Raw genomic sequence first — 25,536 nt, forward strand, 5'->3', positions numbered from 1 at the left:
CTGGAGCACGCAATGAGCGACTGTCTTCGCTGGTCCGCACGCGAACTCGTCACCCGCCTTGCCCGCCGTGAAATACCGGTACTGGCCGCTGTTGAAGCGTTCATAGAGCGCATCGACGCCATAGAGCCTGGCATCCGGGCGTGGCAGCACTTTGACCCCGCACAGGTGCGGGCACAGGCCCGCGCATTGGATTCAGGAACGGCAAGCGGTTCCCTTCACGGCCTGCCTGTCGGGGTGAAAGACCTGATGGATACGAGCGATATGCCCACCACTTATGGCTCACCCATCTATGCGGGACATCGCCCTGCTGTGGATGCGGGGTGTGTGGCCGCTTCCCGGAGCGCGGGGGCCATCGTCATGGGCAAGACCGTCACGACGGAATTTGCCACGTTCCAACCTGGCCCCACGCGCAATCCTCGCAGTACGGTGTCCGCCCTCCGAACCCCAGGCGGGTCGTCAAGCGGATCCGCAGCCGCCGTTGCGGCGGGCATGGTGCCTGTAGCGTTTGGCACACAGACGGCAGGTTCGATCGTCCGCCCTGCTGCCTATTGCGGGGTCGTGGGCTACAAGCCCACGCACGGCACCCTGCCACTGGCTGGCATCAAACCACTTTCCCCCAGTCTGGACACGGTGGGCACCCTAGCGCGCACCGTGGACGACGCCGCGTTTTTCGTAGGAATACTGGCGCGCCTGCCGCTGGATCCCCAGCCAACGGCCAGCCTGCGTATAGGCCTGTGTCAAACGCCGTATTGGGATCGGGCGAGTGAAGACACGCGTCAGGCCATGGCAACGGCGAGCCGCCTATTCGAGCGCAATGGCGCGCGCCTGGGCGACATCGCCTTGCCCTCATATTTCGCACCGCTGAACGACGCGCAAATCGATATCATGGGCTACGAGGCTGCTGCAGCCTTCGCGCCCGAATTGCGTACGGCAGCAGACCGTTTCAGCCCGGCTTTCGCGGCCGTACTGGCCAACGGCCGGGGCATTGACGGAAACCGCTTCTTTGCAGCGCTCGCCCAGGCCCGGCGGGCGCGCAATGCACTGGATGCCATGTTCGAGCCGTTCGATGTCATCCTTGCGCCCAGCACCGAGGGCACGGCGCCCGCCGGGTTGCAAGCGACGGGAGACCCGGTGTTCAACCGTATGTGGTCCCTGCTGGGAAATCCATGCGTTCATGTCCCGGTCGGTACCGGCCGGGACGGGATGCCGATCGGCGTCACGCTGGTAGGACGGACCTTCCACGATGCCCAAGTTCTCGCTGCCGCGCATGCGCTGGAACGCAGCTTGGCATAAAAATTTCAGGTAACCATAGTGAACCAGCAACTCTCTTCGTCAGCCGCAGCGCTGGCCCAAGACTCTATCAACAACGAGCGCTTGCAAGCATTCATCGCTTCGTTGGCGACCTTTGGTGGCCGCGCGGACGGTGGCGTTTCGCGTGAGACGCTCACTGGCATTGATCTGGCCTCGCGCCGCTACTTGATTGACCAGGCCCGCGACCTGGGGTGCGAAGTCATGGTTGACGACTGTGCCAACCTGTTTTTCCGCCGGCCTGGTCAGCGCAATGATCTGCCTGCCGTGTTGACTGGAAGTCACGGGGATACCCAACCCGTAGGCGGCAAACTGGATGGCGCGTATGGCGTGGTGGCAGGTTTTGAAGTCATCGCCGCGCTCAACGACGCAGGCATCACCACCCTGCGACCCATCGAGGTCGTAGCCTGGACCAACGAAGAAGGCAGTCGCTTCGGTCCCGGCGCCATGGGCTCCAGCGCCTTCGTCAATCCTTCGAGCTTGGATGGTTATCTGGATGCCGTGGATCAGAACAAGGTACGGTTTTCCGAGGCATTGCAGGCTGCGTTGGATTCCACGCCCGACGTTCCGCGCTGCGCGATGCAACGCCCAATGTCTGCTTGCGTCGAACTCCACATTGAACAAGGCCCTGTGCTGGAACGGGCAGGCATTCCTCTGGGCGTGGTGACGGGCATCCAGGCGGTACGCTGGTTCAGCGTCACATGCCATGGGTCAATGGCCCATGCTGGGACCACCCCCATGGATGAGCGCCGCGATGCCATGGCTGCCGCCGTGGCGTTGGCACAGAAGCTCTACGACTTTGCTGCCGCGGAGGCAGCTAACCAATTGCGCCTGACGCTGGGCCGCTGGCAGGTCGTCCCCAATTCCGTCAACACGATTCCAGGCCGTGTCGATTTCACCGTCGACATGCGCTGCCTGACCGACAGCGTGCTCGACCGTTTCGAAGCGTTCCTGCGTGGCCTGGCCGCCGAGTCGAATGATGCGGTGTCTCTTGAGCGATTCTTCCAACGTGCGCCGACCCATTTTCCACGCCCCATTCTGGACCTCATCCAGACGGCGGCCGAACGTGCGTGCACGCAGGCAGGTCTGCCCGCACCGATGTCCATCACCTCGGGTGCATTCCATGATGCGATGTATCTTGCCGACCATTGCCCCACGGCGATGATCTTTGTTCCTAGCATCAAGGGCATCAGTCACAACGCGGCCGAAGCCACTGACCCGCGTGATCTGCTCCTGGGCGTGCAGGCACTCGCCTACACTGTGACCGCTCTGGCAAATCAAGAACCATAACCACAACCGGATGGAGACCCTGTGACGATCAGCACCGATCCCGTGCAACCCGTCCCATCGAAAGGCCGCCCCAGCCCCACCAGCATGTTGGGTACACGACTGCGACATGCACGGTTGGTGGCCGGCTACACGCTGATGGAACTCGCGCGCAAAGCCGAATGCTCCGAGAGCCTGATTTCCAAGATTGAGCGTGGCTTTGCCACTCCATCGCTGGCGATGCTGCACCGGCTGGCAGTGGCGCTGGACACCAATATCGCAGCGCTGACCTCAGAGGGGACACCCAACGCCGGTCCGATATTTCGGGTCGGTGCACGCCCTGTGATTCGCACTGGGGGTATAGCACTCGAACGGTTGGTGTTGCCCCAACGGGGTGGCTTATTGCAGGCCAACATCCACATCATGGAGCCCGGTCAAAGCAGTGACGGACAGATCGAGCACATGGGCGAAGAAATGGGTTACGTACTGGAAGGATCGGTGGAGTTGCAACTCGCCGATGAGCGTTTTGTTGTGCATGCGGGAGACGTGTTCACATTTTCCAGCCAGGTTCCGCACGGTTATTCCAATGTGGGCACTGGCTTGGCGCGTATCTTGTGGGTGAATTCACCAGCGACATTTTGAAGACGCAGTGGCGCATCACATCCACCAGGCCCGCGCGATCACGATTTCTACGCAAACCTCAGGCGATGTTGCAAAAGTCCCCGCTGCACCTGCCACCTGGGTAAATTACAGGGCCTGAAACAGCAGGCCCTCGCCACGGCAGCCGACATGCAGCCGGGTGTTAACCATCCCGCAAATACACGCGGCGCAATGAATGCCTCAGGAACATGGCGGCACTGGTGTCCCGGGCTGGGCGATGAAATGGCGCCGCACGATCCCAAGGCCCGCAAGCGTGGCGATACCTGCCTGCGAACGCTGCTGATCCATGGTGCACGGCCAGCGATTCTGGCTGCCCAACGCAAGACCATGAGGGAAGGCAGCTGGCTGGGGAAATTGCTGCAGCGACGAAAGCCGAACGTCGCTGAGGTGGCGCTTGCCAACCAAAACGCTCGCGTCGTATGGGCCTTGCTTGCGAAAGATCGCATGTATCGCAGCGAACCGTCGTGAACTGAAAGCTTGGCAAACCGGGGGGGGGCGTCCATGCATGGTATTTCGGTATGAAGCTGCACATTGGTGTGGATAGCCAAACCGTGCTGACCCACAGTGCGGTAGTCACGGCGGCCAACGTACATGACAAACACCCGCTGCCTGATTTGCTGCACGGCAACGAACGGCGCATCTATGGCGACTCGGCCTATACCCGCCAGAAAGCACTGATAGCGAGCAAGGCACCCAGGGCGAATGGTTTTACCAACCAGCGCACGCACCGTGCCAGCGAGGTGGACGAAGTTCAGCGGGCCAAGAACCGCAACAAGCCACGGGTACGTGCCCGGGTCGAGCATGTTCTTGCGGTGGTCAAGCGCCCGTGGGGGCTTGCCAAGGTGCGCTACCGCGGGCGACAGAAGAACGCCACGCGCGCATTCACGGCCCTGGCTTTGGCCAGTATCTACCTGTGCCGAGGGCGCCTGCAGGGGCAGATGCGCCCGTAAGGGCGGAAATCGGGTCTCAAGGCCTCGCGAACGGCCCGAATCGGCTGCTCGAGAGGCCTCAAAGTTCAAAAACAGCATCTCCAGGTTTGCGTGAAAAATTTCGATGGCGCTGTTCAGTGCAGCCTTAATTTCCCCAAAGCTTTTGAACGACCCCTCCAGAGACGGCAAGGGTTGCCTCGCGACAGCGTTCACGCAGGTCTTCGCAAAGCGCCTGCAGGGAGTTTTGTGAAAACTGTGTGCTGAAACCGACCGCGCTTACCGCCATCAGGGGGCGGCGCTGGCTATCTAGGATGGGCGACGAAACAGTGATCACGCCCCTGACATAGTTGCCATGGTCAACGGCATAGCCATGCTGGCGGACCTGCTCCACCTCGCTCATATAGGTTTCGAAGCTGGGGCCATCCTCCCAGCGCAGCTCGCTGACCTTGCGCCGTATTTCCAGGGTGCTCAGGCCGGAATGCGCGGCCATGCAGCGGCCTAGGGCGGCGATGTACATCGGCAGGCGTTGGCCGATGCTCATGTGGACACGCAACGCGGAGTTACTTTCCGCCAGATCGACGAGCACCACGCGGTCATCACGCGCGACCTGCCACAAGGTCGTGGTGATGTTGTGGCGGCTGGCAAGCTCCTGCAGGTGCGGGCGCATCATGCGCGCATAAGAGGCCTTCTCCAGGGTCCCCTTCGCCAACTCCACCAGCCCCAGGCCCATGCTGTAGGTTTTGGTGGACTCGTCGAATGTCACCAGCCGCTCATGGACCAGGGTCTTGAGCAGATTGAAGCAGGTGCTGGCATTGAGATCCAGATCCTTGGCAATGCGCGTAACTCCCACGGGGTTGGGAGACTTGGCGAGGTAACGAAGAACCTTGAGGCCAGAACTCAGAGCCCCCACCAATTTTTCGGGGAGAGGTGCATCAGTCATGTAAGGGGACATCCGATAAAAAAGCGGCCCCATGCGCTGGTACATGGGTTGGGAGGTTCTCAACGGCCGACTTGGGACTGCGGGAAGAAGCGGCAAATATTATCAATGCGGCGATGAGGCTTCTCGTGGTTGTGCTCGGGTGTTCAATCCATCGCCAAAGGCGTGATCAGGGCGTCCAGTGCCCACACCTGGCTGCCCTGGATGACCAGCGGGTTGATTTCCAGCTCACGCAGCGGTTGCTGCAAAAACCACTCGCTCAGATCCGCAATGCGGCGTGCCACTGCGGGTATGTCGGCTCCGGGCTTGCCGCGAAAGCCCTGCAGCAGCCTGAAGCAGCGCAGGCGGCCGAGCATTTGTGCAATGTCGTCGGCGTTGGCGGGCAACAGCAGGTTGACCACGTCGGGGTCCAGCTCGGCTTCGATGCCGCCGCGCGCCAGGGTCAGTACCGGACCGAAGCGCGGGTCGCGGCGCAGGCCCAGCAGCAGCTCATGGTCGAAGGGCAGCATCTGCTCCACCAGGATGCCCTGCACCGGGATGCCGAGCCCGGTGCCCACCTTCTGCAGGCGTGCCATGGCTTCCTGCAGCGATGGATCGTTCTGGATGCGCAGCACCACGCCGCCTGCATCGCTTTTGTGCAGCAGTTGGTCCGACTGCAGCTTGGCGACGACCGGGTAGGGCAGGCCGGCGGGGAGTGCAGCGCCGGCCTGCAGCAGCCAGCCCGCGGGGATTTGCACGCTGTGCTGGCGGGCGAGCAACTGCTTGCCATCCCATTCGGACAGTGTCCGCAGCGATTGGCCGCTGTCGGCCACCGGGGCCGCTGCCAGGGCCTCTGGGCGCTGGATGATCTGCGCGCGGGTGCGCTGCATCTGCAGGCAGCGGGCCACGGCTTGCATGGCCTGGGGGATGTCGAGGAACACCGGAATGCCGGCCGCTTCCAGGGCGTGGATGCTGCTGTCCATGGCGCCGACCCAGACCACGATGATGGGGCAGTGCACGTGGGCGCGCGCCTGAGACAACGCCTGTACAAAGGCGTCCGCGATGCTGTGCATCATGCCGATGAACAGCACGATGGCGTGGGTCTCGGTGTCGGTGGCCAGCGCCTGCATGGCGCGGCCGATCATCGGCGTGTCCTGCAGCACGTTGCCGGTGATGTCCAGCGGATTGCTGGGGTGCACAAAGCTTGGGAGCACCGGCACCAGCGCCTGCGCCACCTCGGGCTTGAGCGCGGGCAGCTGCAGGCCCAGGGGCTCGCTGGCGTCGGCGATCAATACCCCGGCGCCGCCCGATACGGTCATCACCGCCAGGCGTGGTCCCACGGGCGCGGCGTCGTGCAGCAGCAAGCGGGCTGCATCCATCATTTCGGTGAGGCTGCGCACGCGCAGCGCACCGTGCTGCTGCAGGCACGCTTCATACAGGGCATCGTTGCCGGCCAGCGCGCCGGTGTGGGAGGCCGCTGCAGCGGCTCCGGCGCTGGAGCTGCCGGCCTTGATGGCAATCACGGGCTTGCCGGCGCGGGCGGCCCGGTCCAGCGCCGCACGGAAGGCGCCGATGCGGCGGATGTCCTCGATATACAGGCCAATCACCCGGGTATCGGGGTCAGCGACCAGGAAGTCAATGGCTTCGGCCGCGTCCACGTCGCATTCATTGCCCGTGGTCACCCACTGGCTGAAGCCGACGCCGCTGCGCAGCACGATGTCCATCCAGTAGGCGCCCAGTGCGCCGCTTTGGCTGACGAACGAAAAGCCCCCTGGCTGCAGCGCATGGCGTTCCAGCGCCGTGGTGAAGGTGGCCAGCAGGCCGGAGCGGCAGTTGGCGATGCCCAGGCAGTTGGGGCCGACGATGGCAACGTTGTGCGCTTTGGCCAACGCGGTGAGACGCCCTTGCAAGGCGCGTCCGGCTTCGTCCAGCTCGGCAAAGCCGGACGAAAACACCACGAAGGCCTTCACGCCGGCGGCAATGCCTTCGCAGATGGCGCCCTCCACATGCGCGGCGGCCGTGCCGATGATGGCCAGATCCACGGGCTGGCCGATGGCTGCAATGCTGGGATAGCAGCGCAGGCCCTGCACCTCTTCGCGGCCGGGATTCACCGGGTAGATGGCCCCGGTGTAGCCACGGGCGTGCATGTAGGCGATGGGGCGGCCGGAGATCTTTGCGGGGTCGGCACTGGCGCCGATGACCGCCACGCTGCGCGCGTTGAGCAGGGCCTCCAGGCGATGCGAGCGACCGACGGAAACATTTTGGTTGGCATGAAACATTGCGTTTTAAATTCTATATAAAGAATAAAAATGTTTTTTGAGAATTAAATAATGAATTGTTCTGCGCTTATCTAAGGGAAAACACCTAGATTTTTGTTAACTTGATCGAATTACATTCTCTATTAAGAAGTTTTTTATCGAAGCGTATGAGCCTGAATTTCTCTTTTTCACCCGAACACGAAGCCGTGCGCGACACGGTGCGTCGCCTGTGCCGTGAAGAACTTGCTGCGCTGGTGGAGGAGGCGGAAGAAAACGAGCACTTCCCCAAGCATGTGTTCAAGCGCTGGGGCGAGCTGGGTTTGCTGGGGGTGCGCTATCCCGCAGCAGACGGTGGCAGCGACATGGACAAGGTCAGCGACTGCATCGTGCGCGAAGAGCTCAGCTATATGAGCCAGGCCTTCGCCACCAGCTGGTCGGCACAGACCCATCTGTCCATCTGGCCCATCTGGAAGATTGGCACCGCAGGCCAGAAGGAGCGTTTTTTCAAGCCGGCGCTGGCGGGCGACAAGATCGCCGGCTTTGCGCTTTCCGAGCCCGATGGCGGCTCCAATATTCGCGCCATGAAGACCAAGGCTGAGAAGGTGGAGGGCGGCTGGCGGCTCAGCGGCAGCAAGCTCTACATCACCAATGCGCCGATCGCCGACTTCCTGATGGTGGCGGCACGCACCTCGCCCGAACTCAAGCCCGATGCCATCAGCCTGTTCATCGTCGAACTGCCGCACAGGGGTTTCGACATCCACAAGCTCAAGAAAGAGGGTATCCGTGGCTCCGAGACCGCGCTGATCCACATCGAAGACGCCTTTGTGCCCGACGACTGCCTGCTGGGCGAGCAGACCGGCACCTACCCGCTGCTGCTGGAATGCCTGAGCGAGAACCGCGTGGGCGTGGCCGCCAACGCCCTGGGCATGGCCCGCGCCGCCTTCGATGCCGCCAAGGCATTTGCCGACGACCGCATCGTGGCGGGCAAGCGCATCGGCGACTACCAGGCCGTGGCCCACAAGCTGGCCGACATGGCGGCCGACATTGAAGCGGCCAAGTGGCTGGTGTACTACGGCGCCTGGCTGGTGGATCAGAACCGCCTGGACGCAGCCACTGCCGCCAAGGTCAAGCTGATCGCCACCGAAACGGCGCTGAAGGTCAGCGAACAGGCCATCCGCATCCATGGCGGCGCCGGCATCATGCGCGAGTACCCCGTGGGCCGCATCCACCGCGATGCCTTCGTCTATGTGATCGGCGAGGGCACCAGCGACATCCAGCGCAACATCATCGCGCGCGACCTGGGCTTCAAGCCCTGAGGTGGCAGCGATGACCATGAATGCATTCATCACGGGCGCCTACGACACGGCCGTCGGCGAGCTGCCCGGCAGCAGTTGCATGGCCCTGCATGCCGAAGCGGCGATGGGCGCGGTGGCCGACGCCGGCCTCCAGCTTTCCGACATCGACGGCGTGCTGTGCGCCTATTCGTTCACCGAGCCGCACCTGATGCTGGCCTCGGTGTTCTGTGAATACCTGGGCATCCATCCCGGTACCTGCCTGGCGATCCAGGCCGGCGGTGCCAGCGCCTGCATCATGATCATGCAGGCTGCGGCCCTGGTGGCCAGCGGCCAGTGCGAGCATGTGCTGGTGGTCACCGGCGACAACCGCCTGACCGGCATGTCGCGCGACGGTGCCGTGGCGGCATTGTCCGAGGTCGGCCATCCCCAGTTCGAGCGGCCGTTCGGCATTAGCGTGCCGGCTTCCTACGCCCTGGTGGCCAAGCACTACATGCACCAGTATGGCGTGACGTCCGAGCAACTCGCGGCGATCGCCGTGGAGCACCGCCGCCATGCGGGTCGCCACCCCAAGGCCCACAAGCGCGATCCCATCACCGTGGATCAGGTGCTGAGCTCCAAGATGATCGCCGACCCGCTGCACATGCTGGACTGCTGCCTGATCTCCGATGGCGGCGCGGCCCTGGTGGTCAGCAGCCGCGCCGCGGCCCGCGACACCAAGGGCCAGGCCATCGAGATTCTCGGCGCCGGCCAGGGGCACACCCATGAGCACATCGTGGCCGCGCCCAGCCTGGTGGACTTCGGCTGCAAGACCTCCTCGGCCATGGCCTTCGCCCGCGCCGGTGTGACGCCGGGCGATATCGACGTGGCGCAGATCTATGACTCCTTCACCATCACGCTGGCGGTGGAACTGGAATCCATAGGCTTCTTCGAGCGCGGCCAGGCCGGTGTCGCGGCCGCGGCCGGCGAACTGGGCCTGGGCGGCAAGCTGCCTTGCAACACGCACGGGGGGCTGATGTCGTACGCGCACTCCGGCGCGGCCGGCGGCATGTTCCATGCCGTAGAGGCGGTGCACCAGCTGCGCGGCAGCGCCGATGCCCGCCAGGTGCAGAACGCGAAGCTGGCCTTCGTACACGGTGACGGCGGCATTCTGTCCGCGCACTGTTCCTTGGTCCTGGGAGCCTGAGATGACGACAGCCGCTTACCCCTTGCCCCGTCCCAATGCTTACACCCGGCCCTACTGGGAGGGTGCCGCCGCCGGCGAACTGCGCTACCAACGCTGTGCCGATTGTGGCCATGTGCAGCTTATTCCGCGCAGCCTGTGCGAGCAATGCCATGGCAGTCGGCTCGATTGGCAAGTCTCGCAACGCACCGGCACCGTGCTGACATTCACCACCGTGTACCGGGCGCCCTTGCCGGCCTTCAAGGACATGGTGCCCTACGTGATCGCCATCGTGGACATGGACGTGGGCTTCCGCGTCATGGCCAACGCCCTGCCACAAGGCCGTGAGGACCTGGAGATCGGCGCGCGCGTGCGCATCGGATTCCAGGAGGTGCATGGCATGGTTCTCCCCGTGGTCGAAGCGGTTCAGGAGGTGTCTGCATGAAGGTCGATCCGATCCTCTTTGACGACTTCCAACCCGGCGTGCCGATGGGCGAATACGAGGAAGTCTATGACGCGCAGCAGGCTGGGCGCTGGCAGTCCATCTTTGGCTCCAGCGCGCTGGAAGGCGCCAATGCCGCGCCCGAGGCCGCTAGCATGGCCGTGGTGGCCATGATGCGTGCCTACCTGCATGTGGTGGCACCGCGGCCTCCCGGCAACGTACATGCCAGGCAGCAGTTGCAGATGCACGCCTTGCCACGCCTGGGCGAATCCATGCGCATTGCCGTGGCCTGCGAGGGCAAGGAGATCCGGCGTGAACGCCGTTATGTGGACCTGGGTGTGCGGGCCACCGGGGATGGCGGCCGCGCATTGTTCGAGGGCCGCATTTCGCTCATCTGGGCTGCATAAGCAAGGAGTCCACCATGCAATCCCCCATTACTTTGCACAGTACCAGCCTCGCGGTCACGCAGGCCACGATTGCCGCGTATGCCGAGCTGACGGATGATTTCAATCCCATCCACCTGGATGCGGAATTCGCTGCCAGAACCCCCATGGGGCGCCCCATTGCCCATGGAACCATGTCGCTGTGCCTGCTGTGGCAATGCCTGGGCAGCAGCTTTCCGGCGCAGGCGCTGGAGACGATGCAGCTGGACATCCGCTTCGTGAAGCCCGTGTACATCGGCGACCAGCTCACCGCCGGTGGCGAGGCAGTGAGCGGTGTTGCGGGGCAATGGAATGTCTGGGTGCGTGGCCAGGACGGAACGGACCGGATCGTGGGCCTGGCTTCCACCCCCTCTTGCTGATTCCAGGCAAGGGCTGCTCTCACAGTCGATCCGCATGCCACCTCACCCGAGCCTATGGAGAGAAATCCCGTGAAATCCCGCAAACAAGACACAGGGACGGTCGAAGGGTTGACCGCGCTCTACCGCACCATGAGCCTGATACGCCAGGTGGAGACCGCGCTGACCCGCCTGTTTGCCAACAGTGAAGTGCCAGGCTTCATCCACCTGAGCATTGGCCAGGAGGCCGTGGCCGCCGGCATCGCCAGCGCCCTGCTGCCCCAGGACTCCCTGGCCACCACCCACCGCGGCCATGGCCATGTGCTGGCACGCGGCATGGACGTGACGGGCTTCATGAAGGAAATCATGGGCCGCGAAGGTGGCCTGTGCAAGGGGCGCGGCGGCTCCATGCATGTGGCGGACCTGAGCCTGGGCATCCTGGGGGCCAACGGCATCGTCGGTGCCGGTATCCCGATTGCCCTGGGCAGCGCCATGGCGCACCAGGCGCGCAAGACCGGCGGCGTGGCCGTGGCCTTCTTTGGCGATGGCGCCATGGCCGAGGGCGTGCTGCACGAGACGCTGAACATGGCCGCCCTGTGGAAATGCCCGCTGCTGCTGGTCTGCGAGAACAACGGCTGGTCCGAGTTCTCGCCCACGTCGCGCCAGTTTGCGGCGCAGCTGGAGAAGCTAGCCGCCGCCTTTGGCGTCAGCTACGCCAAGGCGGACGGCAACAACGTGCTGGCCGTGGCCGATGCCGCTGCGCAGGCCACCGCCCAGCTGCGTGCGGGCAACGGCCCCTTCGTGCTGGAGTGCATGACCACCCGCGTGCGTGGCCACTTCGAGGGCGATGCGCAAAAGTACCGCGATGCCGGCGAGCTGGAGTCCGTGCATGGGCACGACCCACTGACCGCCGCGCGTGCCCAGTTGCATGCCGAGGGCGTGGACACCGCCGCCATCGACCAGGCCATTGCGGCCGAGGTGGAGGCGGCCGTGGAAGCGGCACGCGCTGATGCGCTGCCGAGCTTGGAGCGCGCCATTCAGGACGTTTACACCCAGACCGCGCAGGAGGCCGCGCATGAGCAGCACCACTGAAATGCGTTACGTGAACGCTGTCACGCAGGCCCTGCGCGACAGCATGGAGCAGGACCCCAGCGTCGTGGTGCTGGGCGAGGACGTGGCGAATGCCGGCGGGTCGTTCAAGGCCACGCGCGGCCTGCTCGATGCCTTCGGCGCCCAGCGTGTGATCGACACGCCGATTTCCGAATCGTCCATCACCTCGGCGGCCGTGGGCATGGCCCTGACCGGCCTCAAGCCTGTGGTCGAGATCATGTTCATGGACTTCATCACCCTGTCCATGGATGCCCTGGTCAACCAGGCGGCCAAGGCCCGCTACATGTTCGGCGGCCAGGGCTCGGTGCCCATGGTGCTGCGCACGCCCCACGGCGGTGGCCTGTCGGCCGGCCCCCAGCACTCGCAGTGCCTGGAGGCCTGGCTGGCCCATATTCCGGGCCTGAAGGTGGTATGTCCCTCCAATCCGCAGGACGCCTACAGCCTGCTGCGTGCGGCCATTGCCGATCCGGACCCGGTGATGTTCATCGAGCACAAGGCCATGTATGCCACCAAGGGCCCGGTGGACACCACGCAAGCCGACCGCATCGGCACCGCCCGCATTGCTCGCGCGGGCCGCGACGTGACGCTGGTGACCTATGGCGCCACGGTTTCGGTGTGCCTGCAGGCGGCCGATGAACTGGCCAAGCAAGGGGTGGAGGCGGAGGTGGTGGATTTGCGCTCCCTCCAGCCCTGGGACAAGGCCACGGTGCTGGCGTCGCTGTCGCGCACCCACCGCGCCGTGGTGGTGCACGAGGCCGTGCAGTCCTTCGGCGTGGGCGCGGAGATCGTGGCCACCATCGCCGACGAAGGCTTTGACGAGCTGGACGCCCCCGTGCTGCGCGTGGCCGCGCCCTTCATGCCCGCCCCGTTCGCCAGCTCGCTGGAGAAGGGCTACGTGGTCACCGTGGAGCGTGTGATCGACGCCGTGCGCAAGACGCTGGCCTGAGCGAGCCGCCTGAAACAACGACTGAAGGAGATTCCAAATGTCCGAAGAACTGAACCCCATCCTGTGCGAACGCCAGGGCGCCGTGGGTGTGCTGACCATCAACCGGCCGAAAACCCTCAATGCCCTGAACACGCCCACGCTGCTGGCGCTGGAGGCCGCGCTGACAGATCTGGAGCGCGATGACAGCGTGCGCGTGATCGTCATCACCGGCGCCGGCGACAAGGCCTTTGTGGCCGGCGGCGATATTGCCGACCTGAAAAGCCGCCAGGGCCTGCAGCACTATGAGGAGTTCGCGGAGGTGATCCACCGCGTGTTCCGCCGCTTCGAAATTTCCGACAAGCCCACCATCGGCGCCATCAACGGCTGGGCGCTGGGGGGCGGCACCGAGCTGCTGCTGACGCTGGACATCCGCCTGGTGGCCGAAGAGGCCAAGCTGGGCCTGCCCGAGATCAACCTGGGCCTGTTCCCGGGCGCCGGCGGCTCGCAGCGCATCATCCGCCAAGTGCCGCTGTGCCGCGCCAAGGAGCTGATGTTCACCGGCAACCAGATCACGGCCGCCGAGGCCGTTGACCTTGGCCTGTGCAACCGCACCGTGCCTCGCGAGACGCTGCTGGACGAGGCCATGGCCCTGGCCCAGCAGATTGCGCAGAAGTCGCCGCTGACGCTCAAGCTGCTCAAGCGTGCCCTGCGCGATGGCGCGGAAATGCCGCTGGGCGCGGCGCTGGCGCACGAGCAGGCCATCATCGGCCTGGTACTCGACAGCCAGGACGCCCACGAAGGCTGCAGCGCCTTCCTGGAAAAGCGCAAGGCGCAATTCACCGGAAGGTAAGCCATGCGCCGTGAACTCCTGGTGCCCAAGCTCGGACTGACCATGTCCGAGGGGGTCTTGGTCGAATGGATGGTTCAGCCCGGTGAGGCCTTCAAGGCGGACCAGGGCCTGTTCGTGATCGAGTCGGAAAAGGCTGCCAACGAGATCGGTGCCGAAGCCGACGGCGTGCTGCTGGAAGTCACCGCCCAGGCGGGCGAGAACCTGCCCTGCGGCACGGTGATCGGCTACTGGGACGATGGCCTGGTCGGCGAGGGTGTGCCGGCCCCCAGCGTGCCGCCTGTCCCAACGCATGCTGCTGCCGCCGCTGGCGCGCTCCCCTTGGTTGCCGCCCTGGTGGCCACGGTGCCGAGCGGCCAGCGCATCCCCGTCACCCCGCTGGCGCGCCGCCTGGCAGCCCAGCAGGGCGTGGACCTGGGCGATGTCGCCGGTTCCGGCCCCCGAGGCCGCATCCGTGCCAGGGATGTGCTTGCAAAAGTGGAGCGATTGGCGCTTGCGGAACAAGGGGGGGAGGCCAATAGCGCTCAACATTCACCGTCGGCAGTGGTAGCGCCTGCCCATGGTGCGCTGCGCGCCCCCAGCAACCTGGAGCGCACCGTGGCCCAGCGCCTGACGGCGGCCAAGCAGCAGGTGCCGCACTTTTACCTGGCGGTGGAGGCCGAGATGAGCGCCGTGATGGCCTTGCGTGGGCAGATCAATGCGGCCCAGACCCGCCAGCGCCTGACACTCAACCATTTCGTGCTGGCTGCCGTGGGCCAGGCCCTGGAGGCCATGCCCGAGGTGAACCGTGTGTGGACGGACGAGGGCATCCTGAGCCTGGACGGATCCGACGTGGGCATGGCGGTGAACACCGACAAGGGCCTGCTGGTGCCGGTGCTGCGCGGCGTGGGCCGGCAGCCGCTGGGCGCACTGGCCCAGCAGGCGGGCGAGCTGATCGGCCGGGCGCAGGCGGGCCGACTGGGCAGCGCCGACATGCAGGGCGGTGCCATCACCGTGTCGAACGCCGGCATGCACGACGTGACGTACATGACGTCCATCATCAACCCCGGCCAGTCGATGATTCTTGGCGTGGGCAGCATCCGCGAGCTGTTCCGCCCCGACCAGAACGGCCAGCCCGTCATCCGACGTGAGATGGGTATGGTGCTTTCAGCCGACCACCGCGTGCTCGATGGTGTCAGCGGCTTGAAATTCCTCAAGCTCGTGGTGCAGGCCTTGCAACAGCCCATGGGCTTGCTGGTGGCGTGAGGTGGGTGTGATGGTTCAACCAGCACAGCACTTCGATGTGGTCGTCATCGGCGGTGGCCCCGGCGGCTACGTGGCTGCGCTGCGTGCCGCGCAGCTCAAGCTGCGCACCGCGCTGGTGGAGCGCGAAAGCCTGGGGGGCATCTGCCTGAACTGGGGCTGCATTCCCACCAAGGCGTTGCTGCACTCGGCCGACACCCTGCGCCGCATCCGCCATGCGGGTGCGCAGGGCATCACGGTGTCCGAGCCGCAGGTGGACTTTGGCAAGGTCGTGGCGCGCTCGCGCCAGGTCTCGCAGCGCCTCAACCGTGGCGTGGCGCATCTGCTCAAAAAAGCCGGTGTGACCGTCTTCATGGGCACGGCCGCCTTGCAGCCCGGCAAGCAGGTGCGGGTGACGGATGGCGAGGGCCAGCAGCAAATGCTGCAGGCGAAGAATGTGCTCATCGCCACCGGGGCGCGGGCGCGCGAACTTCCCATGCTGCCGTTTGACGGCGAGCGCGTCTGGGGCTACCGCGATGCCCTGTCGGCCAGGGCATTGCCCAAGTCATTGGTGGTGATTGGTGCCGGCGCCATCGGCATGGAGTTCGCGAGCTTTTACGCCACGCTGGGCACGCAGGTGACGGTGCTGGAGGCGGCCACCCGCGTGCTGCCCGCCAGCGATGAGGAAGTGAGCGCCTTCGCCCAGCAGGCGATGGCCGGGGGCGGCATTCAGTTCCTGACCGCCGCCAGGCTGGTGGCTGGCCGGGTGCAGGCCGATGGCGTGCAGCTGACGGTGGAGCAGGGAGGTGCGAGCCGGCAACTGCAGGCCGAGCGGGTGCTGGTGGCGGTGGGGCTGGTGGGCAATTCCGAAGGCCTGGGACTGGAACATACGCGTGTGGTCGTGGAGCAGGGCCTGATCCAGGCGGCCGATTGGGGCGTGACCGCCGAGCCCGGCATCTACGCCATCGGCGACATCACGGGCGCGCCCATGCTGGCCCACAAGGCCAGCCACGAGGGGGTTGCGGCCGTGGAGCATATCGCCGGCCTGCGCTCGGGAGCGCAGCACCACGCGCCAATTCCTTCATGCGTCTACAGCTACCCGCAAAGCGCCGCAGTGGGCCTGACCGAGGCACAGGCGCGGCAGTCGGGCGCCCCGGTGCGCGTGGGCAAGTTCCCACTGGAGGGCAATGGCAAGGCCATCGCCATCGACGAGGCCGCAGGCTTCATCAAGACGGTGTTCAACGAAGCCACGGGCGAATTGCTGGGCGCCCATCTGGTGGGCCCGGAGGCGACCGAGCTGGTGCACGGCTACACGCTGGCAGCGACCCTGGAGGCAACCGAGGCGGAGCTGATGGAAACCATCTTCCCGCACCCCACCCTGAGCGAGGCGATGCATGAGGCCGTGCTGGCGGCCTATGGGCGGGCGCTGCATATCTGAAAGTTTTGATTTCTAGCGGGCACAACATGGGGGCGCAGACCACCCGGTGGCCAATTTCAATCCAAGGAGACAAGCATGACTTTTTTGCGTAAAACACTCACCCTGGCCGCTGCGGCCGTGGCCGTTCTGGGGACTTCGGCGCAGGCACAGCCCATCGCGGAAGGCAAGCAAATGCGCATCATCGTGCCGTATTCGGCCGGTGGCACATCGGACATCCTGGGCCGCAAGCTGGCGCAGCAGCTGGGCGAGCGGCTGGGGCGCCAGGTGATCGTGGACAACAAGGCCGGTGCGGGAGGCTCCATCGGTACCGAAGCGACGGTGCGCGCAGATGCCGATGGCACCACCATCCTGCTGCACAGCGGCGCCATTGCCACCGAGCCCGCCATCAAGTCCAAGCTGCCCTACGACGTGACCAAGGATCTGGCTGCCGTCACGACCGTGGTCCGGGGGCCGTTTGCGCTGGTGGTGAGCAATGAGTTGCCGGTGAAGAGCGTGGGCGATCTGATGGCCTATGCCAAGGCCAACCCTGGCAAGGTGAATTTCGGCACGCCTGGTGTGGGCACTTCCGTGCATTTCGCGTCGGAGTATTTCAAGACCATGGCCAAGCTGCCATTGACCCATGTGCCCTACAAGGGCGCAAGCGCTGCACTCACGGCGTTGATGGGCAACGAGGTGCAAATGGTCATTGACCCGCTGGCAACGGCCAAGAAATATGCCGAGGCCGGCAAGATGCGCGCGCTGGCCGTGACCACGGCGCAGCGCACCAGCCTGTGGCCGCAGATGCCCACCGTGGCCGAAGGGGGCGTGCCTGGCTTTGACACCGCGGTCTGGTACGGCATGTACGTGCCCGCCAAAACGCCGGCACCGATTGTGGAAAGGCTCAACAAAGAGATGGTCGCCATTCTGAAATCCGACGAAATGCGCAAATGGCTGAGCAACGAGGGTCTGGAGCCCGTGGCCGATACGCCCGCGCAATCCCAGGCTTTCCTGCGCGACGACATCGAGCGCTGGAAGGCCCTGGCGAAGTCCGCCGGCATCCAGCCCGAGTAATTCCCAGCGCGGCGCGCCGCCGCATCTTCCTACCTTCACGAGAGCGACACCATGGACTTCCGACTCAATGACGAACAGCGCATGATGATCGAGACCGCGCGCCAGATTGGCGAGGGTTTCGGCCTGGAGTACTGGCGCAAGCACGATGCCGAGAAAGCCTTTCCGAAGGCGTATTGGAAGGCGGTGTGCGATGCAGGCCTGGCGGGCGTGGCGCTGCCCGAGGCGCATGGCGGCAGCGGCCTGGGCATGATGGAAATGACACTCATCGTCGAGGCGCTGTCGGCCACGGGCGGTGGCTCCACCGTGGGGCAGCTGTTCATGGTCAACCCCATCTTCGGTGGTGTTTCCATATCGCGCTTCGGCAACGACAAGATGAAGAAGGAGTTGCTGCCAAAGGTCATCAGCGGTGAGATGAACTTTTGCATGGCGCTGACCGAGCCGGACGCCGGCACCAACACCCTGGAGATCAAGACCTTCGCCGCCGCCGATGGTGACGGCTGGCGCCTCAACGGACGCAAGATCTGGATCACGGGCGTGGAGTCGGCCGACAAGATGCTGGTGATCGCCCGCACCAAGAAGCTGCAGGATGCCGAGTCGCGCACCGACGGCCTGACCATGTTCATGATCGACGTGAAGCGCGAGGGGCTGAGCCACACACCCATCGACAAGCTGGGCACCTGCACCCTGGATTCGAGCAGCGTGTTTTTCGACAACGTGCGCGTGGAGCCCGATGAGCTGATCGGCACGCTGCACAAGGGCTGGCGTGAACTGCTGGACGTGCTGAACACCGAGCGCATGGTGACCACCGCCGGCCTGGTGGGCACGGGCGAGCTGGCCATCAAGCTGGCCGTGGACTACGCCAACGACCGCAAGGTGTTCGGCGGCCGCCCCATCAGTGCCTACCAGGGCCTGCAGTTCCCGTTGGCGCAGTGCCATGTGGAGGTGGAATCGGCGCGCCTGCTCAACTACAAGGCCGCGACCAATTTCGACATGGGGCTGCCTTACAGCAACGAGGCCAATGCGGCCAAGCTGATTGCCGCCCAGGCGGTGGCCCGTGCCACCGAGCGCGCCATGCAGACCATGGGGGGCATGGGCTATGCCAAGGAATTCCATGTGGAGCGCCTGTGGCGCGACTGCCGCCTGTTCCGCTTCGCGCCCGTGTCGGAAGAGATGCTGCTGAACTACGTGGCCAACCACGAATTGAAGATGCCCAAGGGCTACTGAAACACAAGCCAAAAAAGTACGGAGAAGCTGCGCGGCGCCATGGGGCGGTGCGCGGTGGCGGTGAACAAGGAGTTTCCTGATGGTCTCAGTCTCAGCCAGCGTGGCCTGGTGGGCCCGCACGCAACCCGAGCGTCTGGCACTCGTGTACGGCGAGCAGCGATTGACATACGCGGATCTGCAGCAGCGCGTGGATCATGCCGCCGCCATGCTGCAAGCACAAGGCATCGTCGCGGGCGATGTGGTCGCCCTGCTGATGAAGAACAGTGCCGCCTTTCTGGAGTTGTCACTGGCCATCTCCCATGTGGGCGCCGTGCTGTTGCCGGTGAATTACCGGCTGGGCGCGGAAGAGGTGGGGTACATCGCAGACCATGCCGGCGTGAAGTTTCTCTTTGCCGACGATGAATTGCAGGCGGGTGTGCCCGATGGCCTGGCAACGCTGCTGGTGGATGCCGCAGCGCAGCGTGACAGCCGATTGCTGTATCGGCAGTCTGTGCAGCATGTGCCCCTGACCCACACGGCGACCCCGGACACCTTGTATCGCCTGATGTACACCAGCGGCACGACCGACCGTCCCAAAGGCGTGATGCACACCTACGGCAACATGGCCTGGAAGTGCATGGATCACATCACGGCGCTCGGTATGGGGCGCGACGACCGCTTGCTGGTGGTTGGCCCGCTCTACCATGTGGGCGCCCATGATCTGCCGGGGGTGGCGCTGTGGCTGCTGGGGGGCGCGCTGGTGCTTGAGCGCGATTTCGATGCCGAGCGGGCCTTGGCATTGATCGAGCGCGAGCAAATCACAGGTACCTGGATGGCTCCGGTGATGCTCAACCGTTGCCTTGCCAGCCCGGCCCGGTCGGTACATGCGCTCGACAGCCTCAAGTGGGTGGTCGGCGGTGGAGAGCGCACGCCGGAAGAGCGCATCCGCGAGTTCACCAGCGTGTTCCGCCGGGCGCGGTATATCGATGCCTATGGCCTGACGGAGTCCTGCTCGGGCGACACCCTGATGGAGGCCGGGCGCGAGATCGAGAAGATCGGCTCCACCGGACGCGCCCTGGCGCATGTCGAACTGGCCATCATGGACAGCGATGGCCAGCCATTGCCGGCAGGCACCGAAGGTGAGGTCTGCCTGCGCGGCCCCAAGGTCACGCGAGGCTATTGGCGCGACGAGGCCAAGACCCGCGCGAGCTTCTGGGGTGACTGGTTCCGCACCGGCGACATCGGGTACCTGGACACGGAAGGCTTCCTGTATCTCACCGACCGCAAGAAGGACATGATCATCAGCGGTGGAGAAAACATCGCCTCGTCCGAGGTGGAGCGCGTGCTGCACCAGTTGCCGCAGGTCGCAGAGGCTGCGGTGATCGGCGTGCCTGATGAGCGATGGGGTGAATGCGTCACGGCCGTGGTGGTGCTCCGCCCTGGAACGGGCCTCACGCTGGAGGAGCTGCGCAGCTACTGCTCGGGCCGGCTGGGAGGATTCAAGACACCCAAGCAACTGGAGTTGCGGGAAGCGCTGCCTCGCAACCCCTCGGGCAAGGTGCTCAAACGGACGCTGCGTGAGGAGCTGGCAGGTTTGGCTGGCAAGGAGCGTTCATGACCATCGATCTTGCTGGAAAAACGGCGCTTGTCACGGGTGGGGCCAGCGGCATCGGGCTGGCTTGTGCGCGGCAGTTGGTCGCATGCGGGGCGAAGGTGGTGATTGCCGACAAGAACCTGGAAGCAGCACAGCGGGTCGCAGCCGAACTGGATGCCCTTTCAGTGGCGATGGATGTCGGCGAGGAGTCATCTGTGGATGGGGCCGCGGCCGACATCGAGGGGCGGCTGGGTTTCGTCGATGTGCTGGTGAACTGCGCTGGTGTTCTGCAGCGTACGCTGCCACCGGGGGAGTTGACACTCAAGGAGTGGGACTTCGTCGCGCGGATCGATCTGCGCGGGACCTATCTGTGCTGTGCACGTTTCGGAGCGCGCATGGCGCAGCGAGGTCAGGGCGCGATTGTGAACATCGCTTCTGTTGCCGGCATGCGCTCGGGGCCGCTGCATTCCTACGCGCCGTCCAAAGCTGGCGTCATCAATCTGACGGAATGCTTGGCAGGCGAATGGGGCCCCAAGGGCGTTCGCGTCAATTGCGTGTCCCCCGGATTCACGCAAACGCCAGCACTCGATAAAGGCTTTGCGACCCGTGCCTTGGAGGTTCGGGCATTGTCCAGTCATTCGGCGCTGGGGCGTTTGGTCCATGCCGACGAGATCGCACATGCTGTGACTTTCCTCGCGTCGAACTGGGCCTCAGCGATCACCGGAATCAATCTCCCAGTAGATGCCGGCCACCTGGTGGCTGGGTCGTGGGGATGTTATGGAGGACTGCGCTGAGATGCGGAAAACCGCATTCAGTTTGGCAAGAAGAGCCGCCATGCTCCAGGGATGAGGAATTCTTGGCACATGAGATACCTCTTCCCAGAGCCATGATTCAACCCGGTCAGTAATCGAACCCTTTCCATCGGTTTCGTTGCTGAAATCTCGATGAAGAATTAACAGGAGACAAGCATGAATCAATCCGTGTTGCGCAACCGTCGGAACAGCCTCTCATTTTTGGCCGGGGCGGCGATGGTGTTGTCGTGTGGGGCTACCTGGGCCAACGAATGGCCCACCAAGCCTCTCAAGGTGTTTGTGCCATACGCGGCAGGGGGGCCGGTGGACACTGTCACCCGCATGTTGATGGAAACGGTTTCCAAGTCGCTTGGCCAGCCCGTCCTGGTTGAGAACAAGCCGGGCGCCAATACCACGGTATCCACGACTGCGCTGGCACGTGCTACGCCAGACGGTTATACCTTCGGGGTCGTGCCGGCTGCGTATACAACCAACCGGGTGCTGGTGAAGAATCTGCCGTACAAGCCTACGGATTTCGCGACCGTCAGTCATATGGTCAACATTCCATTGTTCCTGTACACCAGTGCTGCGACGCCTGTCAGCAATGTGGCTGAATTCGTGGCATGGGCCCATAAAAAACAACCCAGCTATGCCTCCACCGGGCCGGGATCCACCGGCCATTTGCTGGGGGAGATGTTTTCCTTGTCCGCCAATCTCAAGGGCGTGCATGTTGGATACAACGGTAGCGCAAAGGCCATGCCTGATTTGATGGCTGGTCTGGTGGACTATTTTTTTGATCCTGCCAGCGGCGGTATGCCCCAGGTGAAGGCCGGCAAGCTGAAGGTGCTGGCAGTGAGCTTGCCCAAGCGGTGTGAGTGTGCTCCGGATGTGCCCACCATGGCCGAGGCAGGCTTCCCCGATATCGTCCAAAGCTCCTGGATCGGCTTGATGGCGCCAGCGGGCACACCGAAAGAAGCGGTCGATCGCATCTCGAAGGAGATCGCCAACGCCGTGAGAGGCCAGGAGTTGTCCGCACGTCTCCAGAGCATGGGTTTTGGCCCGGTAGGAAGCACACCGGCGCAATTCCAATCGCTCATTGAAAGTGAAATCTCCGTTTATGGGGCGATTTCTCGTAAAGCCAACATCAGTCTCGACAACTGAAGCCTCCCAGGCTGTTTCGGTCGGCCTTCCTGAGAACTTGGCCCTCGCCCTGTACTTTTGCAATTACCCCATCGCAACGGAAATCGATCAACTATGCGTGAAGCCGTCATCGTTTCTTACGCCCGCACGCCCCTCACCAAGGCGTTGCGTGGCGAATTCAACACCATGTCAGGCCCGGAACTTGGCGCGCTTTCCATCGTGGCAGCCGTCGAGCGCGCTGGCGTCGACGGGGCCAGCGTCGATGACGTGATTCTGGGCTGTGCCAACCCCTACGGGCGCACCGGGAAAAACGTCGCGCATCTCGCTGCGCACCGCGCAGGTCTACCCGTGACGGTCAGTGGAGCGACCATTAACCGCTTCTGCTCCTCTGGCCTGCAGTCGATTGCCATGTTGGCTGGGCGTATTGCTCTGGACGGCGTGGAGGTGGCGATCGCCGGTGGAGTGGAGAGCGTGACGGGCACTCGCAGCATGGCCCGCAGTCCTGCCGAAGACGCCAAAGACTTGGATGCTTGGCTGTTGGCGCACAAGCCGTCCGTGTATCTGCCCATGATCGAAACGGCCGACATCGTGGCCCGCCGCTATGGCATCACCCGCGACGAGCAGGACGTTTTTTCGCAGCGCAGCCAGCAGCGCATCGCCAAGGCGCAGGCAGAAGGCCTGTTCTCCTCGGAGATCATCCGTGTGACAACAGAAATGGAAGTCGTGGACAAAGTGACGGGTGCGACCTCGCGCCAAGCCGTGGAAGTTACGCAGGACACTTGCAACCGTCCGGAGACCACGCTCGAGAGCCTGTTGGCGCTCAAGCCTGTGCGTGGCGAGGGGCAATACGTGACCGCCGGCAATGCGTCCCAGTTGTCGGATGGCTCCGCTGCCGTCGTGATGATGGAAGCCAAGCAAGCCGAGCGCCGGGGCCTTCGGGCCATGGGCGCTTTCCGTGGCTTTGCCGTGGCGGGGTGCGAACCCGATGAGATGGGTATTGGCCCCGTGTTCGCCATTCCTAAACTGCTCAAGCGCTTTGGATTGAACGTGGACGATATCGATCTATGGGAAATCAACGAAGCCTTCGCCTCGCAGGTGCTGTATTGCCAGAAGCGGCTGGGTATTCCCCTCGAGCGCCTGAATGTCAATGGTGGAGCCATCGCCATCGGTCACCCCTTCGGTGTTAGCGGCACCCGCATGGCGGGTCATCTGTTGCTGGAAGGCCAGCGCCGCAAGGCGAAATGGGGAGTGGTCTCCATGTGTGTCGGTGGTGGCATGGGTGCAGCCGGTCTGTTCGAAATTTTTTGAGGCAGCATGACCATGTCCGAGGCAGCGGAAAGGGGCGATGCTTTGCGTCAGCGTATTCGATGGTTTGCACTTCATCACCACTATTCAGCTGCCGTATCCTGGCCGATCATATGGCCGCTTGTGGAGCAGATGCGGTTGAGTCTGGTGCCGGTCTTTCATGGCCTGCATCGGCGTTTTGCTTTGGAGCGCTGACTGCGGCAGTTGGTGGTTGTACAAGGCCACATGGCGCAGCAAGGCCTGCTCCATGCCCACCGTCTTGGGGAACACCCGCTTTGATGGCATCGGGGAAGCCCTTGAGTCCATTGAAGCAGGCGCGAAGTTTTCCCGCACAGCCGCTCACCATTTCCTGCTGAGTGCACTGCCGGTCATTGTTCCTCCAGCGGGGTGATGTTCTTGTTCACCGCGCGTATGTCGGTTGAACCCTTCCGCTCCACCATGGCACCGGGTGGATAGAGGTGCACCTGGAGGCTTCGGATGCTTGGAGTCAATGAGGCTGCTGAGGGAGTTGTAGGCGTGCTTGTCAACATGCGGCCTCTCGATTTCCCTGGGCGGAGATCCGTGCAGGAACAAGACGCTAGCGGCCGAGAGTCAACAGCTCAGGGGGCATGTCGGGCAGTTTTTGCAAGCCAAGCGCGACAATTTGAGTCAATTGGGCGTAGATCCGCGGCTAGAATGTCCCTCTTGGGTGCGCTGGATACCTTTGTAATCAACGGGTTGCATCGGTTTTCGAGTGTTGAAGTGGAAAAATTGCAGCTGATGCGCAGCAATTTTCTGCTTTCAGACCCTTCAGGTGTTTGTGAGGTGTCTCGTAGAGGCTGAAATCAGTGCTATAATTCGAAATTCTTCGGAGGGGTGCCCGAGTGGCTAAAGGGGGCAGACTGTAAATCTGTTGGCTTACGCCTACACTGGTTCGAATCCAGTCCCCTCCACCAGTTTTTGGATGATATGTCGGTGATGCCTGGCAAGTGCTGGGCGGCGCAGATGCGGTGAAGGCTGCTGATGCGGGAGTAGTTCAATGGTAGAACCCTAGCCTTCCAAGCTAATGACGCGGGTTCGATTCCCGTCTCCCGCTCCATTGTCTGTTGGCTGGTTTGTAGAGTTTGAAAAAGTCTTTGGTGCTGCTTCGGTGGTTCCAAATGGCCCATGTGGCTCAGTGGTAGAGCACTCCCTTGGTAAGGGAGAGGTCGCGGGTCCGATTCCCGCCATGGGCACCAATTCTGGTGCGTCCGAATTCGGTTGCGCCGAAATCCTGTTTTGTTGGCATAGATTTTTTTCGGAGTCGGAAAAATGGCAAAAGGCAAATTCGAGCGCACCAAGCCCCACGTCAACGTGGGCACGATCGGTCACGTGGACCATGGCAAGACGACGCTGACGGCGGCCATCGCCACGGTGCTGTCGGCCAAGTTTGGCGGCGAAGCCAAGGCCTACGACCAGATCGACGCGGCACCTGAAGAAAAGGCCCGCGGCATCACGATCAACACCGCCCACGTGGAATACGAGACGGCCAACCGCCACTATGCCCACGTGGACTGCCCCGGCCACGCCGACTACGTGAAGAACATGATCACCGGCGCAGCCCAGATGGACGGCGCCATTTTGGTGTGCTCGGCCGCTGACGGCCCCATGCCCCAGACCCGCGAACACATCCTGCTGGCCCGCCAGGTGGGCGTGCCCTACATCATCGTGTTCCTGAACAAGTGCGACATGGTGGACGACGAAGAGCTGCTCGAACTCGTCGAAATGGAAGTGCGCGAACTCCTCGACAAGTACAACTTCCCTGGCGACGACACCCCGATCATCCGCGGTTCCGCCAAGCTCGCCCTGGAAGGCGACAAGGGCAAGCTGGGTGAAGAAGCCATCATGAAGCTGGCCGAAGCCCTGGACACCTACATCCCCAC

22 protein-coding genes, 3 tRNA genes and 3 pseudogenes are annotated in these 25,536 nt (G+C 63.7%); 25 read left to right on the plus strand and 3 right to left on the minus strand.

What is annotated here, in order from left to right; all coding sequences use genetic code 11:
• Positions 1-12: 12 nt before the first annotated feature.
• The 5 genes and pseudogenes from K225_RS0115955 to K225_RS21010 all read left to right on the plus strand — a co-directional run.
• Complete coding sequence (locus tag K225_RS0115955) at positions 13-1,293, plus strand: amidase (RefSeq protein WP_026437338.1); 1,281 nt, start codon at positions 13-15, stop codon at positions 1,291-1,293.
• Positions 1,294-1,311: 18 nt separating this feature from the next.
• On the plus strand, positions 1,312-2,598 hold the full coding sequence (locus K225_RS0115960) for a M20 family metallo-hydrolase (RefSeq protein ID WP_026437339.1): 1,287 nt from the start codon (positions 1,312-1,314) through the stop codon (positions 2,596-2,598).
• A gap of 84 nt (positions 2,599-2,682) precedes the next feature.
• A complete protein-coding gene (locus K225_RS0115965; RefSeq protein WP_051249018.1) occupies positions 2,683-3,216 on the plus strand; it encodes a helix-turn-helix domain-containing protein in 534 nt (177 codons plus the stop codon).
• A 267-nt stretch (positions 3,217-3,483) separates the two neighbouring features.
• Positions 3,484-3,702, plus strand: a pseudogene (locus K225_RS0115970) (IS110 family transposase); the annotation flags it as partial.
• 26 nt (positions 3,703-3,728) lie between these two features.
• Positions 3,729-4,184, plus strand: a pseudogene (locus K225_RS21010) (transposase); the annotation flags it as partial.
• A 124-nt stretch (positions 4,185-4,308) separates the two neighbouring features.
• On the opposite strand, the gene K225_RS0115980 reads toward K225_RS21010, so the two are convergent.
• Both K225_RS0115980 and K225_RS0115985 read right to left on the minus strand, forming a co-directional pair.
• Positions 4,309-5,103, minus strand: a complete 795-nt coding sequence (locus K225_RS0115980) for an IclR family transcriptional regulator (RefSeq protein WP_026437342.1) — start codon at positions 5,101-5,103, stop codon at positions 4,309-4,311.
• 143 nt (positions 5,104-5,246) lie between these two features.
• Positions 5,247-7,358 carry an acetate--CoA ligase family protein gene (locus K225_RS0115985; protein ID WP_026437343.1) on the minus strand — a complete coding sequence of 704 codons (2,112 nt, stop codon included), beginning with the start codon at positions 7,356-7,358 and terminating at the stop codon, positions 5,247-5,249.
• Between the two features lie 146 nt (positions 7,359-7,504).
• Here K225_RS0115985 and K225_RS0115990 point away from each other — a divergent pair, with 146 nt between their 5' ends.
• From K225_RS0115990 to K225_RS0116065, 16 genes are all read left to right on the plus strand, one after another.
• Positions 7,505-8,653: an acyl-CoA dehydrogenase family protein gene (locus K225_RS0115990; RefSeq protein ID WP_034713047.1), complete on the plus strand. Its 1,149-nt coding sequence runs from the start codon at positions 7,505-7,507 to the stop codon at positions 8,651-8,653.
• 10 nt (positions 8,654-8,663) lie between these two features.
• The gene (locus K225_RS0115995; protein WP_026437345.1) at positions 8,664-9,815 is read left to right on the plus strand and encodes a thiolase family protein; all 1,152 of its coding nucleotides are present in this window, start codon (positions 8,664-8,666) and stop codon (positions 9,813-9,815) included.
• Position 9,816: 1 nt separating this feature from the next.
• The gene (locus K225_RS0116000) at positions 9,817-10,236 is read left to right on the plus strand and encodes a Zn-ribbon domain-containing OB-fold protein (RefSeq protein ID WP_026437346.1); all 420 of its coding nucleotides are present in this window, start codon (positions 9,817-9,819) and stop codon (positions 10,234-10,236) included.
• On the plus strand, positions 10,233-10,640 hold the full coding sequence (locus tag K225_RS0116005) for a hypothetical protein (protein ID WP_026437347.1): 408 nt from the start codon (positions 10,233-10,235) through the stop codon (positions 10,638-10,640). The genes K225_RS0116000 and K225_RS0116005 overlap by 4 nt, the downstream gene beginning before the upstream one ends.
• Before the next feature lie 14 nt (positions 10,641-10,654).
• Complete coding sequence (locus tag K225_RS21015; RefSeq protein ID WP_034713050.1) at positions 10,655-11,035, plus strand: MaoC family dehydratase; 381 nt, start codon at positions 10,655-10,657, stop codon at positions 11,033-11,035.
• Between the two features lie 54 nt (positions 11,036-11,089).
• A complete protein-coding gene (locus tag K225_RS0116015) occupies positions 11,090-12,103 on the plus strand; it encodes a thiamine pyrophosphate-dependent dehydrogenase E1 component subunit alpha (protein ID WP_026437348.1) in 1,014 nt (337 codons plus the stop codon).
• On the plus strand, positions 12,087-13,067 hold the full coding sequence (locus K225_RS0116020; RefSeq protein WP_026437349.1) for an alpha-ketoacid dehydrogenase subunit beta: 981 nt from the start codon (positions 12,087-12,089) through the stop codon (positions 13,065-13,067). The genes K225_RS0116015 and K225_RS0116020 overlap by 17 nt, the downstream gene beginning before the upstream one ends.
• Before the next feature lie 37 nt (positions 13,068-13,104).
• A complete protein-coding gene (locus K225_RS0116025) occupies positions 13,105-13,896 on the plus strand; it encodes an enoyl-CoA hydratase/isomerase family protein (protein ID WP_026437350.1) in 792 nt (263 codons plus the stop codon).
• 3 nt (positions 13,897-13,899) lie between these two features.
• Entirely contained in the window at positions 13,900-15,138 is a 1,239-nt protein-coding gene (locus tag K225_RS0116030) for a dihydrolipoamide acetyltransferase family protein (protein WP_026437351.1), read from the plus strand.
• A 10-nt stretch (positions 15,139-15,148) separates the two neighbouring features.
• On the plus strand, positions 15,149-16,552 hold the full coding sequence (gene lpdA / locus K225_RS0116035) for a dihydrolipoyl dehydrogenase (RefSeq protein ID WP_026437352.1): 1,404 nt from the start codon (positions 15,149-15,151) through the stop codon (positions 16,550-16,552).
• Between the two features lie 75 nt (positions 16,553-16,627).
• A complete protein-coding gene (locus K225_RS0116040; RefSeq protein WP_026437353.1) occupies positions 16,628-17,602 on the plus strand; it encodes a tripartite tricarboxylate transporter substrate binding protein in 975 nt (324 codons plus the stop codon).
• A 51-nt stretch (positions 17,603-17,653) separates the two neighbouring features.
• Positions 17,654-18,826, plus strand: coding sequence for an acyl-CoA dehydrogenase family protein (locus tag K225_RS0116045; RefSeq protein WP_026437354.1), 1,173 nt, complete (start codon positions 17,654-17,656; stop codon positions 18,824-18,826).
• Between the two features lie 79 nt (positions 18,827-18,905).
• Complete coding sequence (locus K225_RS0116050; RefSeq protein WP_026437355.1) at positions 18,906-20,423, plus strand: AMP-binding protein; 1,518 nt, start codon at positions 18,906-18,908, stop codon at positions 20,421-20,423.
• Positions 20,420-21,193 (plus strand): SDR family NAD(P)-dependent oxidoreductase, encoded by a 774-nt coding sequence (locus K225_RS0116055; RefSeq protein ID WP_026437356.1) that lies wholly within the window; start codon positions 20,420-20,422, stop codon positions 21,191-21,193. The genes K225_RS0116050 and K225_RS0116055 overlap by 4 nt, the downstream gene beginning before the upstream one ends.
• A 174-nt stretch (positions 21,194-21,367) precedes the next feature.
• On the plus strand, positions 21,368-22,351 hold the full coding sequence (locus K225_RS0116060; protein ID WP_081679716.1) for a tripartite tricarboxylate transporter substrate binding protein: 984 nt from the start codon (positions 21,368-21,370) through the stop codon (positions 22,349-22,351).
• Between the two features lie 93 nt (positions 22,352-22,444).
• Positions 22,445-23,638, plus strand: coding sequence for an acetyl-CoA C-acyltransferase (locus tag K225_RS0116065; protein WP_026437358.1), 1,194 nt, complete (start codon positions 22,445-22,447; stop codon positions 23,636-23,638).
• 84 nt (positions 23,639-23,722) lie between these two features.
• On the opposite strand, the pseudogene K225_RS21020 reads toward K225_RS0116065, so the two are convergent.
• Positions 23,723-23,887 (minus strand): annotated as a pseudogene (locus tag K225_RS21020) (IS481 family transposase); the annotation flags it as partial.
• Between the two features lie 597 nt (positions 23,888-24,484).
• Here K225_RS21020 and K225_RS0116075 point away from each other — a divergent pair.
• The 4 genes from K225_RS0116075 to K225_RS0116090 form a co-directional block, all read left to right on the plus strand.
• Positions 24,485-24,570: transfer RNA gene (locus K225_RS0116075), tRNA-Tyr, on the plus strand.
• Between the two features lie 69 nt (positions 24,571-24,639).
• Positions 24,640-24,713, plus strand: a tRNA-Gly gene (locus tag K225_RS0116080).
• A 64-nt stretch (positions 24,714-24,777) separates the two neighbouring features.
• Positions 24,778-24,852 (plus strand) — tRNA-Thr (locus K225_RS0116085).
• A 73-nt stretch (positions 24,853-24,925) separates the two neighbouring features.
• Positions 24,926-25,536 (plus strand): GTP-binding protein (locus K225_RS0116090; RefSeq protein ID WP_026435015.1); only part of this gene is annotated, 611 nt, incomplete at its 3' end.

The organism is Acidovorax sp. JHL-9 (assembly GCF_000426205.1).
Lineage (GTDB): Bacteria > Pseudomonadota > Gammaproteobacteria > Burkholderiales > Burkholderiaceae_C > Acidovorax > Acidovorax soli.